12 protein-coding genes are annotated in these 14,295 nt (G+C 53.3%); all 12 read left to right on the top strand.

The genetic code is table 11. From position 1 onward, the window contains the following. Positions 1 to 281: 281 nt before the first annotated feature. Positions 282 to 1,499 carry an aspartate kinase gene (dapG, locus tag FHS19_RS02835; RefSeq protein WP_183578310.1) on the top strand — a complete coding sequence of 406 codons (1,218 nt, stop codon included), beginning with the start codon at positions 282 to 284 and terminating at the stop codon, positions 1,497 to 1,499. A 50-nt stretch (positions 1,500 to 1,549) separates the two neighbouring features. After that, a complete protein-coding gene (gene dapA, locus FHS19_RS02840) occupies positions 1,550 to 2,437 on the top strand; it encodes a 4-hydroxy-tetrahydrodipicolinate synthase (RefSeq protein WP_183578313.1) in 888 nt (295 codons plus the stop codon). A 300-nt stretch (positions 2,438 to 2,737) separates the two neighbouring features. Then, complete coding sequence (locus tag FHS19_RS02845) at positions 2,738 to 4,417, top strand: ribonuclease J (RefSeq protein WP_183578316.1); 1,680 nt, start codon at positions 2,738 to 2,740, stop codon at positions 4,415 to 4,417. Between the two features lie 251 nt (positions 4,418 to 4,668). Further along, positions 4,669 to 5,427, top strand: coding sequence for a ClpP family protease (locus tag FHS19_RS02850; protein ID WP_281382297.1), 759 nt, complete (start codon positions 4,669 to 4,671; stop codon positions 5,425 to 5,427). Further along, positions 5,424 to 5,642, top strand: coding sequence for a YlzJ-like family protein (locus FHS19_RS02855; RefSeq protein ID WP_116231218.1), 219 nt, complete (start codon positions 5,424 to 5,426; stop codon positions 5,640 to 5,642). The genes FHS19_RS02850 and FHS19_RS02855 overlap by 4 nt, the downstream gene beginning before the upstream one ends. A gap of 78 nt (positions 5,643 to 5,720) precedes the next feature. Next, the gene (locus FHS19_RS02860) at positions 5,721 to 8,399 is read left to right on the top strand and encodes an FtsK/SpoIIIE family DNA translocase (RefSeq protein ID WP_246426403.1); all 2,679 of its coding nucleotides are present in this window, start codon (positions 5,721 to 5,723) and stop codon (positions 8,397 to 8,399) included. Between the two features lie 219 nt (positions 8,400 to 8,618). Then, positions 8,619 to 9,443, top strand: coding sequence for a spore cortex-lytic enzyme (sleB, locus tag FHS19_RS02865; protein WP_183578319.1), 825 nt, complete (start codon positions 8,619 to 8,621; stop codon positions 9,441 to 9,443). 181 nt (positions 9,444 to 9,624) lie between these two features. Then, on the top strand, positions 9,625 to 10,905 hold the full coding sequence (gene yfmF / locus FHS19_RS02870) for an EF-P 5-aminopentanol modification-associated protein YfmF (RefSeq protein ID WP_183578322.1): 1,281 nt from the start codon (positions 9,625 to 9,627) through the stop codon (positions 10,903 to 10,905). Positions 10,906 to 10,908: 3 nt separating this feature from the next. After that, complete coding sequence (yfmH, locus tag FHS19_RS02875; RefSeq protein ID WP_183578325.1) at positions 10,909 to 12,189, top strand: EF-P 5-aminopentanol modification-associated protein YfmH; 1,281 nt, start codon at positions 10,909 to 10,911, stop codon at positions 12,187 to 12,189. Next, positions 12,189 to 12,962: an elongation factor P 5-aminopentanone reductase gene (gene ymfI, locus FHS19_RS02880; RefSeq protein ID WP_183578328.1), complete on the top strand. Its 774-nt coding sequence runs from the start codon at positions 12,189 to 12,191 to the stop codon at positions 12,960 to 12,962. The genes yfmH and ymfI overlap by 1 nt, the downstream gene beginning before the upstream one ends. Positions 12,963 to 13,065: 103 nt before the next feature. Continuing rightward, on the top strand, positions 13,066 to 13,320 hold the full coding sequence (locus tag FHS19_RS02885) for a DUF3243 domain-containing protein (protein ID WP_183578331.1): 255 nt from the start codon (positions 13,066 to 13,068) through the stop codon (positions 13,318 to 13,320). A 189-nt stretch (positions 13,321 to 13,509) separates the two neighbouring features. Beyond that, on the top strand, positions 13,510 to 14,277 hold the full coding sequence (locus FHS19_RS02890) for a DUF3388 domain-containing protein (RefSeq protein WP_312887139.1): 768 nt from the start codon (positions 13,510 to 13,512) through the stop codon (positions 14,275 to 14,277). Positions 14,278 to 14,295 lie beyond the last annotated feature (18 nt).

Consider the following 14,295-nt stretch of genomic DNA (forward strand, 5'->3'; position numbering starts at 1 on the left):
TCAAATGGTCGTAGAGGCCAAATAGTAAATGTAGGACGACTCGATCGAAGTGATCGCAGCCTGTTTTGCTTATCCCGGTTGGATGCGGCACCACAGATCTGTTAAGGATGCCGATTCGGGCGGGAACAGGAAACTAGGCTGCGATTACGAACTGCCGGCCAAAGCGCGTTTGTTCATGCTTTGGCTCTGAGGAAGGTGTACAGCCTCCATGGCTGTACACGTCACAGGAAATCGACGCAGCTATACGTTCTGCCGTTCTTATCTAGCATGGGGGAATTGAAATGAGCATCTTAGTACAGAAATTCGGCGGTACATCTTTGTCGACTCCGCAAGCAAGGGAACTCGTCATCAAGCACGTCAGACGCGAGCTGGACAACGGCTATCAGCTTGTTGTTGTCGTTTCCGCAATGGGACGCAAGGGGGAGCCTTATGCAACCGACACGCTCCTGGACTGGGTCTCCCAGAACGGGAACGCTCTTCCGTCGCGGGAGCGGGATTTACTGCTGTGCTGCGGTGAAATCATCTCGGCTGCCACGCTGTGCAGCCTGCTGGAGAATGAAGGCATCACCTCCACGGTGCTGACAGGGGCCCAGGCCGGATTTGTCACCGATGATCAATACGGCAACGCGCGGATTAAAGACGTGCGTCCGGAGCGGATTGTGAAGGAGCTCGAAACACATCAAGTGGTCGTCGTTACCGGTTTTCAGGGTCAGACGGAAAACGGGGACTTCACCACTTTGGGGCGTGGCGGAAGCGATACTTCGGCAACGGCGCTGGGTGCGGCGCTCCGTGCCGAAATGGTTGACATCTACACGGACGTCAACGGAATTCTGACGGCGGATCCACGGATCGTCGAAGACGCCAAACCGCTCTCCATCGTAAGCTACGCTGAAATATGCAACATGGCCCAATACGGAGCCAAGGTTATCCATCCGAGAGCCGTTGAAATCGCGATGCAGGCGCATGTGCCGGTGCGGGTGCGGTCCACCTTTTCGGAAGATGAAGGAACACTGGTCACCCAGCCGGAAGGCTTCAGGGACGTTCAGTTGGGCTTCATGGACCGGTATGTGACAGGAATCGCCTACGTGAGCAACGTCACACAAATCACGGTGGAGTGCAAGAACGAAGGAGATAATCTTCAGCTCAGAGTGTTTAAAGCCATGGCTGAAAATTCCATCAGCGTCGATTTTATTAATGTTACCCCGACAGGGGCGGTCTATACCGTTTTTGACCATGATTCGGAGAAAGCGATCCGGGTGCTTCAGGAATTGGGATTCCGGCCTAAGAGCCTTTCTGGCTGCGCCAAGGTTTCCGTCATCGGAGGCGGGATCAACGGGGTGCCGGGAATTATGGCCAAAATCGTCGAATCCCTCAGTGAACAAAATATCCAAATTCTGCAGTCGGCAGATTCGAATACGACCATATGGGTGCTGGTGAAGAAAGAGGACATGGTACAGTCTCTCCGGGCACTGCATGCCAAATTCGAGCTGCACCGGTAGTCATAAATCTGGAAAACGCACTTTTACGTCCTATTAGGAGGTTGTACAAGATGGATTTCGGTAGATTGATTACGGCCATGGTTACTCCCTTTGATGAGCAGGGAAATGTGAACTGGACAGAAACCGCCAAGCTGATCGATTACTTAATTGAGGACCAGCGGTCCGAATCACTGGTTGTCTGCGGGACGACCGGCGAATCCCCGACGCTGACGGAGGAAGAAAAGCTCAAGCTGTTCGCGTTTGCGGTGGACCATGCCAAAGGGCGCTGCAAAATTATTGCCGGTACCGGCAGCAACAGCACCGCGCATTCGATCCATCTGACCCAGGAAGCCGAAAAGCTCGGGGTAGATGGCGTTTTGCTCGTTGTGCCTTATTACAACAAGCCGAACCAGGAGGGGTTATACCGTCATTTCGAAGCCATTGCCCGCAGCACGAAGCTGCCGGTCATGCTGTATAACGTCCCTGGACGGACTGTGGTCGGTCTGACCACCGAGACGACGCTTAGGCTGGCTGAGATTCCGAACGTGGTCGCCACCAAGGAATGCGCTTCGCTCGAGCAGGTGACCCAGATCGCGGCCGGTGCGCCGGCGCATTTCCGGGTATATTCCGGTGACGATGCAGCGGGGCTTCCGGCCTTGGCGGTTGGCGCATACGGCATCGTCAGCGTGGCCGGACATATCGTCGGCGCTTCCATGAAAGATATGATTACGGCATATTTGCAAGGTGAGCAGACGCAGGCCGCGCAGCTCCACCAGAAGCTGTTCCCGGTGTTCAAGGGCTTGTTTGAGTCCCCGACACCGCTGCCGAATCCGGCTGCCGTCAAGCATGCGCTCAATTTGCTGGGTCATTCCGTCGGAGGCGTACGCCTTCCGCTCGTCGGACCGAATGAGAAGGAAGCGGAATTTATCGAACGGTTGGTTCATTCACTCGCGGAATAATTAATCTTCTTAAAAGTTGACAGAAACAGCGTCCATACCAGGGCGCTGTTTTTTGTGTTTAGAATGGGTGCCTTTGGGTTAAGGCCTAAGCAGGGACGCTGCTTCGTACGGCTTTTTGCCCATAAGGATATTTCAAATAAACAGCCTGGATTTGGGGAACTCTAATGCCTACTTTCAGGGTGACTTGTGTTTTGACTTTTTTATCATGTATAATGAGGTCAAGTGACTGGGTGCGGTATATTTTTGAAATATAAATATTAAATGGTACGACGTCCAAAACCATAGGAGGGTTAGATTCATTTGTCTAAAAAAAATAATAACGATAAATTGGCGATTTTCGCGTTGGGCGGCGTCGGTGAAATCGGGAAAAACATGTATGTCATCCAATACGGCAATGACATCGTAGTCGTAGATGCCGGATTGAAATTTCCAGAGGAGGACATGCTCGGGATCGATATCGTCATTCCCGATATTTCCTACCTGACGGAGAATCGTGACAAGGTGAGAGGCATTTTGCTGACGCACGGACACGAGGATCACATCGGTGGATTGCCTTACGTGCTGAAGCATCTGAACGTTCCCGTATACGGAACCAAGCTGACGCTTGGACTGGTGGAGAACAAGCTGAAGGAAGCCAATCTTCTTGGCGAAACGAAGCGGATTCTGATTCATGAAGATTCCGAAGTAGCGCTCGGCTCCACGCTGAAAGCGACATTCTTCAGAACCAACCACAGTATTCCGGATTCGGTGGGGGTTTGCATCTCGACACCGGAAGGCAACGTGGTTCATACAGGCGACTTCAAGTTCGATCATACGCCGGTCAACGGACAATATGCGAACTTGCAGCGGATGGCCGCTATTGGAGAAGAAGGCGTATTGGCGCTTCTGTCGGATAGTACCAACGCCGAGAAACCGGGCTTCACGCCATCGGAGAAAAACGTGGGTGTCGTCCTTGAAGACATTTTCCGGAAATCATCCCAGCGCGTAGTTATTGCTACTTTTGCTTCGAATGTTCACCGGATTCAGCAGGTGGTCAATGCAGCGGAATCCACGGGACGGAAAATTACCGTCATTGGACGCAGCATGGTAAACGTCGTTTCCATCGCAGCCGAGCTTGGATACCTTCACGTGCCGGACGGCATGCTGATCGAGCCTGAAGAAGTTAACAAAATGGCAGCCGACCGCGTCGTCGTATTGTGCACAGGCAGCCAGGGAGAGCCAATGTCCGCATTGACGCGGATGGCCCGCTCAACACACCGCAAGGTTGACATTCTGCCGGGTGATACCGTTATCATTGCCGCGACTCCGGTACCGGGTAATGAGAAATATGTCGGCCGTACGATCGACGAGCTGTTCCGTCTCGGAGCCGATGTCATCTACAGCGGTTCGAATTCCGGGGTGCACGTATCGGGTCACGGAAGCCAGGAAGAATTGAAGCTCATGCTGAATTTAATGAAGCCTAAATTCTTCATCCCGATCCACGGCGAGTACCGCATGCAGCGCCGTCACGCACTGCTGGCCGAGTCCGTCGGCGTAGATCCGGACAATATCTTTATTACGGATATCGGGGAGATCGTCGAAATCCAGAACGGATCCGCCCGTAAAGCCGGTAAAGTAACGGCTGGCAACGTGCTGATTGACGGATTGGGTGTTGGAGACGTTGGCAACATCGTTCTCCGCGACCGTAAACTGCTGTCACAGGACGGAATTCTGGTTGTAGTCGTTACGCTGAGCAAACAAGACGGCACGATCATGTCCGGTCCGGACATTATCTCCAGAGGATTCGTATATGTTCGCGAATCGGAAGGACTGTTGGACGAAGCGAACCGCATTGTTTCCAGTACACTGCAGAAATTGATGAGTGAAAATGTTAATGAATGGGCTTCCTTGAAGACAGGCGTGAAGGATGCGCTGGGCCGGTTCCTCTATGAGCAGACCCGCCGCAGACCGATGATTCTGCCGATCATCATGGAAGTGTAATCAATTGAATAAACCAGCGTCTTGAACAGCACACAGTCGCCCCCTTTCCGCAGGCAATATTGGACGGTTTCCTGCGGAAGGGGGCTTTTTGTCGTTTGAAGAGACTATGTTTGAGGAATTCTGATAAGGCCTGATTAGACGGGTGGGTAAGCGCTTCGTGGATAGAGTTATTTTTTCGGAATAATTCATGTCTTTCCTCCGCCATACTACAATGACAGGAAATTATATGGTTAGGAAAGGACGAGGACATCATGACACAAAATTCACGCCGCGCGCCGATGAGCGAAACGGAGGCGCCGGAACAAGCTCCTGCCATGAACCCGGAACCGACGGCACTGGATACGCTGAAGCAGCTGGGGCAAATGAACGTTCCGCAAGGGACCGAGTCGAACATTTTCTGCCTGACGATCATCGGGCAAATCGAAGGACATCTGGTCCTTCCGCCACAGAACAAAACGACGAAATACGAGCACATCATTCCCCAGCTGGTCGCTGCGGAGCAAAGCAAACAGGTGGATGGAATGTTAATTATTCTCAATACGGTAGGCGGAGACGTGGAAGCCGGACTGGCCATCGCCGAAATGATCACGTCCCTTACCAAGCCTACCGTCACCGTCGTCGTCGGGGGCGGGCACAGCATCGGTGTGCCGATCGCCGTAGCTTCGACGTACTCACTTATCGCGGAGAGCGCCACCATGACCATTCACCCGATCCGCCTGAACGGATTGGTGATCGGTGTGCCGCAGACATTCGAATATATGGAGAAAATGCAGGAGCGCGTCGTCCGCTTCGTCACCTCCCATTCGCGAATAACAGAGGAGCGGTTTAAGGAATTAATGTTCCGTACAGGAGAGCTGAACCGGGATATCGGAACGGCGGTGGGCGGACTGGATGCCGTTAAATACGGCTTGATGGACGAAGTTGGAGGCATCGGGCAGGCGCTGGCCAAGCTGAACAAGCTGATCGATGAGCGTAAACAACCGGTCGAGGCGGAGGGGATTACCCAATGATGCTCCATACGATTATGCCGCTTGATGCCGTGTGGGAAGAGGGTTTCACCCCTGTCCAAACCGCGGAGGTTAGGCTGCAGGGCGTCCTGATGGAAGTCAAACCGCTTGATGCGGGCCGGGCCGAAATTGTCCGGCTGCTCGACTGCCCGCTTGAATCTTACCTCAACCCGGCATTTGCCCCAGGACAAGTGATACGCTACATTCCGACACTGTAAAATGGACCTTTAGCAGCAGAAAACAGAACATAGGTGCCCACGGTATTATATGGTATAATATTGACCGGGGGTGACATTTTGGCTAAGCGAAGAAAAAAGAAGAAGGCAGTACTGACCAATGTGCTGAAATACGAAATATACGGAATTATACTGATCACCCTCTCCGTTATCGCCTTATCCGGTGAAGCGACGGTAGGGTGGTCATTATCCAAAATGTTCGGACTGCTGTTAGGGCGGTTTTATTTTGTGATTCCCCTGGTGGGAGTCTACTTGGGCCTCAGCGTCATGATTCAGCGAAAATGGCCGAAGCGGTGGAATACGCGAAGAAGCGGAATTCTGCTGCTGGTACTGGCCTTGGTACTTATGAGCAGCATTTCTTCATTGGAAAAGAAACTGGGTCCGGTTGGCGCATTAAGCACCGGGAACATTTTATCCCAGGTACATACGGATTTGCAGGGAGCGCTGCTGGCGTCATCGGCCCGCGGCGACCACTCCATGCTGAATAAGGACATCAGCGGTGGCTACATCGGCGCCATCGAGTTTGCGGCGCTGTATTGGCTGTTCGGGACTTTGGGCTCGAAGCTGATGATGATCGTTATGTTTATAATCAGCTTTATGCTGATTACGAATCTGTCGTATGTCGACCTGATGCGAATCTTCCGCAGCAGGCTTGTGAAGGCCGGCGAGAATGTCCAGAAGCGGATGGACAACCGCCGGCAGTCGGCCCAAGTTGCTTCCAAACGTACGACTTCGTCCAGGCAGAAGAAACCGCAGCCGCTTCCGGCTGACGACGATGAGGACGAATTGGACGAGGATTTTGTGCCGCCGAAGCCGAAGCGGAGCGCTCCGGTGTTCTTCCAGCTGTTTGGCAGCAAGTTTGCCAAGAACGAAGCCCAGCCGCCGCTTGATGATGATGAGCTGGACGGCAGCGATATTCTGGAACCGGTCCGGGAGACCCGTTCCGCTGCAGGGGGGCGGTTCAGCGAGGCGCTAGAGCCGGAGGAGAACGATGCATTCGAACTGCACGAGGAGCCGCTTTGGGAGGAACCGAAGCGGAACGAATCTTCGCCGATTATCCGCGACTTTTTCGAGCATGTGAAATCCGAAGGCAGCGCGGATCCGGAGGAACCGGACGCAGCTTACGGGGGAGGTGCCGGGGCCGCTTTTCCGGTTGAGGGCATCAGCGCGGAAATCCATGAGGAGATTGCGGACATGCCGGACGGCGGGGCGCCGATATCCGCTGCGGACCTCCAGGGAGAATCCGCGGGAGGTCCGGCAGAGCCGGCGGAGGCGATGGAGCTTGCGATGACGCCGCCCGCGCCTCCGCCGAAGCCGTACAAGCTCCCGCCCTTCAGGCTGCTCTCCAAGCCCCAGAATGGCGGCAAGGCAGGCGACCAGAACGATTACAAGCAAACCGCCCGCAAGTTGGAGGCAACGATGGAGAGTTTCGGCGTAAGGGCGAAAGTGCTTGAGGTCGTCCGCGGTCCGGCGGTGACGCGCTACGAAATCCAGCCGGATATCGGCGTGAAGGTCAGCCGGATTGTCGGGCTGACAGACGATATCGCGCTGGCTTTGGCTGCGAAGGATATCCGGATGGAAGCACCGATCCCGGGCAAGTCGGCCATCGGTATCGAGGTGCCGAACAATGAAGTTTCGCTCGTGACGATGCGCGAAGTTATGGAAACGCCGGTCTTTCAGGACGCCTCGTCGAAGCTGTCGATCGCCTTCGGCCGGGATATATCGGGACAGACGATCGTCGGCAATTTGGCGAAAATGCCCCATTTGCTCGTAGCCGGCGCCACCGGTTCCGGTAAATCGGTCTGCATTAACGGTATCATTACGAGCATCCTGTATAAGGCTAAGCCGGATGAAGTGAAATTTCTGATGGTCGATCCGAAGATGGTTGAGCTGAACGTTTATAACGGCATCCCGCATCTGATGGCACCTGTCGTGACCGATCCGAAGCGTGCTTCCCTGGCGCTGAAGAAGATCGTGGTCGAGATGGAAAAGCGCTATGAGCTGTTTTCCAAATCCGGCACGCGCAATATTGAAGGCTATAACAACCTGATGAAGGACAATCCGGCGGCGGTACTGCCTTATATCGTGGTCATTGTCGACGAGCTTGCCGATCTGATGATGGTCGCCGCGCATGACGTCGAGGAAGCGATCACCCGTCTTGCCCAAATGGCACGGGCCGCGGGTATTCACCTGATTATCGCCACCCAGCGGCCGTCCGTTGACGTCATTACGGGTGTCATTAAGGCGAATATCCCGTCGCGGATCGCTTTCGGGGTATCGTCCCAGGTTGACTCCCGGACGATTCTCGACATGGCAGGCGCAGAGAAGCTGCTGGGCCGCGGGGATATGCTCTTCATGCCGATGGGAGCCTCTAAGCCGATCCGCGTGCAGGGGGCTTTTATGACCGATCAGGAAGTCGAGATCATCGTTAACTATGTCCGCGAGCAAGGGGAAGCCAAATACGATGAAAGCCTTGTTCCCGAGGTTGAGGAATCGTCGCAGGATGCCGACGACCAGCTGGACGAGCTGTACGATCAGGCTGTTCAGATCGTGCTGGAATCCAAACAGGCATCCGTCTCGCTGCTGCAGCGGCGAATGCGGGTGGGGTATACCCGTGCGGCCCGCTTGATCGACTCGATGGAAGCGCGGGGAATTATCGGACCTTACGAGGGAAGCAAACCGCGTGAAGTGCTTGTTTCCCTGGAGCAGTATCAGCAGCAGAACCGCATCAGTTCATAATCCGGTAATTATTGCCGGATGTGCTATATCTTCCTTGGTGGCCTCTCATGAATATACATGAGAGGCCTTTTTTGGCGGTGATTCGCTAGAACTCGCTTGAAAATAGCTATCGGCGGTACACATTCTTTCTCTTGGGCAGGGCGTATAGGAAATGGGGCCTGTTGTCATAATAACCGTAGCCATCCTGTCAAACCCACAAGAGAAAGGTAGAGCTAACCCATGAAAAACGCAAAATTATGGATCATCATCGGTTTGGTGTTTCTATTGTCTGCTGCGGTCTATGCAGGTGTAAGACCCCATACGGATTCCAAAGCTTCGTCCAAAGCGGCGGTGGAGCCTGCGGAACAGACCATACCTACATTCGGATCAACGGTTTTGAAGTATGGATCCTCAGGCCAGGATGTGTATGAACTGCAGGGGCGCCTGAAATTTTTGGGCTTTTATAACGGAAAGATAGACGGACAATACGGATGGAACACGCTGAAATCCGTCAAATGGTTCCAGTCCGAATTCGGGATGAAGGTCGACGGAACGGTCGGAGCCAAAACCAAGCTGAAGCTGTACAATGCCACCAAAAATTGGCAGCCTTCCGCCGCTGAATCCGGAAATGCCGCCGGAAAGCAAACAGGTACAAGCGGCAACCAGAAAAACACAAGCGAACCGATGGCTTCGGCCAACACGATGGGCTTGTCCGAAAATGATCTGAAAATTATGGCCAATGCGGTGTACGGTGAATCCCGCGGTGAGCCGTTTGAAGGACAGGTTGCCGTGGCGGCGGTCATTCTGAACCGTGTTAAATCGCCAAGCTTTCCGAATACGCCCCATGGCGTTATATTTCAGCCGGGCGCATTCACGGCGGTAGCCGACGGACAAATTTATCTCACGCCGAACGAAACGGCGCGCAAAGCGGTGCAGCAGGCGTTAAACGGCTGGGATCCGACCGGCGGATGCCTGTACTACTTTAACCCGAAAACAGCCACTTCGAAGTGGATCTGGTCCCGGCCGCAAGTCTTGACGATCGGGCAGCATATTTTCTGCATGTAAAAGGATTGAACGTAAGTTTGGCGCCGTAACTTCGTTCTTTCCTTGGAGCAGATTGCGCATGAGGGAAAACAGCAACCGGAGGGTTTGTCTTCGGTTGCTTCTTCACTTTCCAATGGTATAGAATGGAACTTAATCAAAAGCGTGACGCTATATAAATTCATGGCTAAAGGAGTTTTGGACCTTGAATACAACTGCTTTTCAACATGGAAACGCCAAGCGGATCCGGATTCACGTTCTGCCGACGAAACGCTTTAAGACATTTGCAATCTCGCTCTACGCAGGCATCCCGCTTGCGGAGGACACCGTAACGCCAACGGCCTTGACTCCTTTTGTGCTCCGCCGGGGTACCGTTACATATCCGGAGACCCGCCAGTTCCGCGAGCAGCTGGAACAAATGTACGGGGCCGGCTTCGGTTTTGATGTGTATAAAAGAGGCAACTACCAGATGGTGCACTTCCGGATGGACACGATTAACGATTCGTTCGTGAAGAGCCAGGAGAGCCTGCTGGCATCCTCATTCGCTTTTCTCGGGGAAGTCGTGACTCGTCCTGTTTTGGAGGACGGCCGCTTCCGCAGCTCCTACGTTCAGGCGGAGAAGGAGAATGTCCGCAAGAAGCTGGAATCCATCGTCAACGATAAGATCCGCTACGCCTCCGAGCGCTGTATCGAGGAGATGTGCCGCAACGAGCCCTACCGTCTTCACGCCCTGGGACAGCGTCAGGACCTGGAGAAAATCACGCCGGAGAGCCTGCATGACGGTTACCGCAAATGGCTGAGCGAAGCCAGCATGGACCTGTATGTGGTCGGGGATACGACGCTCGAGGAAGTGGAGAAGCTCGTCAACGCGCACTTTGATCTGGGTTCGGAATCGGGAATTACGTATAAGACCGAGACGCCGGTGCGTCAGTCGGGCGAGCCTCGTACCGTCGTGGAGAAAATGGAAGTGAGCCAGGGCAAGCTGAATCTGGGTATGCGCACTTCCATCACGTACGGGGATGATCATTATGCAGCAGCATTAATGTACAACGGCATTTTGGGCGGATATCCGCATTCCAAGCTGTTCATGAACGTAAGGGAAAAAGCAAGCCTCGCCTACTACTGTTCTTCCCGCTATGACGGACACAAGGGGATCGGAACGATCCAGTCCGGTATCGAAGTGCAGAACTACGAAAAAGCGCTCGATATTATCAAGCGCCAGCTCGAGGAAATGCGCTCCGGCCGCATTACCGATCTGGAGATGTCGCAGACGAAGGCGATGATCCGCAATCTGCTTCTTGAAATTGAGGACTCGGCTTTTGAAATGATCGCTTACGACTTCAACCGTCAATTCTCCGGGAAAGACCGGTCAAGAGAAGAGCTGCTGCAGCAGGTGGAAGATATTCAAGCCGCGGATGTTCAGGCGGCCGCGTCGACTTTTGATTTGGATACGATTTATTTTCTGAAGGGTCAGAAGGAGGAATAGCCGGTGGAAAAACTTCAGTACGACAATTTGCAGGAGACTCTCTATTATGAAGTGATGGATAACGGCCTTCACGTCTACGTGCTTCCGAAGCCGGGTTTCCAGAAAACCTATGCGACGTTTGCCACCAAATATGGTTCTGTTGACAACCACTTCCGGGTGGAGGGGCAGGACGAAATTTCGGTTCCGGACGGGATCGCCCATTTCCTGGAGCATAAAATGTTCGAGGAGCCGGAGGGCGACATTTTCGCCACATTCGCCTCCCACGGCGCATCCGCCAACGCATTTACAAGCTTTGACCAGACCGTGTACCTGTTTTCGGCAACCGAGCACATTCACGAGAATCTGGAGACGCTCGTTAACTTCGTGCAAAATCCTTATTTCACCGATCAGAACGTCGATAAGGAAAAGGGGATTATCGGGCAGGAAATCAACATGTACCAGGATAACGCCGATTGGCGCGTGTATTTTGGCCTGATCGAAGCGATGTATAAAATCCATCCGGTGCATATCGATATCGCAGGTACGGTGGAATCCATCAGCACAATAACGAAGGAGACGCTGTACACCTGCTACAACGCCTTTTATCATCCGAGCAACATGCTGTTGTTCGTCGTCGGCGGGGTGAAGCCCGAAGAAGTGTTCGACCTCGTCCGCGCCAACCAGGCAAAGAAAGATTATCCGCCTCAAGGCAAAATCGAGCGTATCTTCGAGTCGGAGACGGTCGGTGTCGCAGAAAAACGCCGGGTTAACAAACTGCAGGTGTCCATGCCGAAATGTCTGTTCGGCTTTAAGGAAAAAGAAGTGGGGCTGACCGGCAAGGAACTTCTGAAGCGCGACCTGACTACAAAGGTCATGCTTGATCTGCTGTTCGGGTCAAGTACGGAGCTGTACCAAAAGCTGTACGACGAGGATCTGATCTCCGACAGCTTCTCTCATGAATACAGCAGTTCTCCGCAGTATGCCTTTTCGGCCGCGGGCGGGGATACCCGTGATCCCGATCAGCTTCTTGCCCGGATCCGCGAAGAGGTCGACGGCATTCTGGCATCCGGCTTCAAGGAAGAAGATTTCGAGCGCGCCCGCAAGAAAAAAATCGGCGGATACCTGCGCATGCTGAACTCTCCGGAAAATATCGCGCATGAATTCACCCGCTACCAGTTCCGCGGCGGCGACTTTTTCAGCGTGATCCAGTTGTATGAGTCCATTACGCTCAGCGATGTGAACAATCGCCTGAAAGAGCATGTGGACTGGGAGCAGCTGGCGGTATCGGTCGTGGTGAATCCTTAATGCAGCGTAGGGGAGAGGAGAGCCTGCACAAGCCGATCGGAGAGACGACCGTGCTCGTCACCGGGGCGAGCCGCGGCATCGGTGCCGCCATCGCCGAGCGTTTTGCTGCGGTAGGGATGAATGTGGTAATCCACTACGGTTCGTCGCACGAAGCCGCCAATGACGTGGCCCGGCGCTGCATGCAGTCCGGAGCAAGGGTCATGACGGTCTCCGCCGATTTGCGGGATAAAGACCAGATTTTGCGCATGCGCGACAAGCTGGACGCCCATGGTTTAATGCCGGACATTTTGGTGAACAATGCGGGCGTCTCTCACTACGGCCTTCTTTCGGACGTGACCGAGGAAGAATGGGACGAAGTGATGTCCGTCAACTTAAAAGGAATGTTTCTGTGCACACAAGCCTTTATGCCCTATATGATTTCCCAGCGGAGCGGCCGGATTATCAACATCTCCTCGGTCTGGGGGATTTCGGGCGCTTCCTGTGAAGTGCTGTATTCGACGACCAAAGGCGGCATTAACGCGTTTACCAAAGCGCTCGCCAAAGAGCTCGGGCCTTCCGGTGTCACGGTGAATGCGGTAGCTCCGGGCGCGGTGGATACCGAGATGCTGGACCATTTGGACGCCGAGGAAAAGCGAATGCTCGAGGATGAAATTCCGGCCGGACGCCTGGCCAGACCCGACGAAATTTCGTCCCTCGTTTATTTTCTCGCGCTGCCCGAATCCGGCTACATCAATGGTCAGGTAATTAGCCCCAATGGTGGATGGATTACCTGAGGCGTAAGAAGGGTCTTCCGTGCATAGGCGCGCTCCAAACAGGTTATATTACAACTGTTGATTTCAAATCTCATGCGCCACAGCAAAGGGAGGACTTATCAATATGTCAACAGTAGTAAAGAACTTTGATGCCTGGAAAAAGTTCCTTGGGGAACGCGTCGCACAAGCCGAAAAAATGGGGATGAGCGAAGATACCATCGCCAAGCTGGCTTATGAGATCGGTGATTTTCTCGATGAGAAAGTCGATCCGTCCAACGCTTCCAACCGTGCGCTGAAGGAGCTGTGGGAAGTGGGCAGCCGCGAAGAGCGCCAGACGATCGCCCGCCTGATGGTTAAATTAGCCAAGAAAAACGCTTAACTTTAGGAAAAAGCCCCCATTTGGGGGCTTTTCTCTAATGTTTACAGAGTTGACCTTGTTTTTCATATGTATTTTATATATCATTAACGTGACCCATGAAATAAAGGCGATTTTTTGGAAGCCTCACCCGAAAGGGCTGCAGGTTTATTTTATTGGAAAACATGGGAAAAGGTCAGATGGGGTGTCGAAGTGGAAGCGAAACAATGGTACATGGAATATAAGATACATAAAAACCGTCCGGGTCTGCTCGGGGATATTGCATCCCTGCTCGGGATGCTGGAGGTTAACATATTGACGATTAACGGGGTTGAAGGCAAGACGCGGGGAATGCTGCTGGAAACCGATGATGACGAGAAGATCCAATTGATGGGCGCCATGCTGAAAAAGGTCGACAGCATAACGGTCTCCGCGCTGCGGACGCCGAAGCTTGTCGATATTTTGGCTGTACGCCATGGCCGGTACATTGACCGCGATTCCGATGACCGGAAAACGTTCCGTTTTACCCGTGATGAACTTGGGTTACTGGTTGACTTTTTGGGTGAAATATTTAAGAAGGAAGGAAATCAGGTGATCGGGCTTCGCGGGATGCCCCGCGTAGGCAAAACCGAGTCCATTATTGCGGGAAGCGTGTGCGCCATGAAGCGCTGGACGTTTGTATCCTCGACGCTGCTGCGCCAGACGGTCCGCAGCCAGCTCTCTGAAGACGAAATGAATCGGAACAACGTATTTATTATCGACGGAATCGTCAGCACGATCCGTTCCAACGAGCGCCACTACAACCTGCTGCAGGATATCATGAACATGCCGAGCACAAAGGTGATCGAGCATCCCGATATTTTCGTGCAGGAGTCCGAGTATACGTATGATCATTTCGATATTATTATCGAGCTGCGCAACAATCCGAATGAAGAAATTATTTATGACACTTTCACAAGCACATACAACGACGATCTGTAAGTAATTTGATGAGGAGGT

The organism is Paenibacillus rhizosphaerae, assembly GCF_014192015.1.
In the GTDB taxonomy this organism is placed as follows: Bacteria; Bacillota; Bacilli; order Paenibacillales; family Paenibacillaceae; genus Paenibacillus_AQ; species Paenibacillus_AQ rhizosphaerae.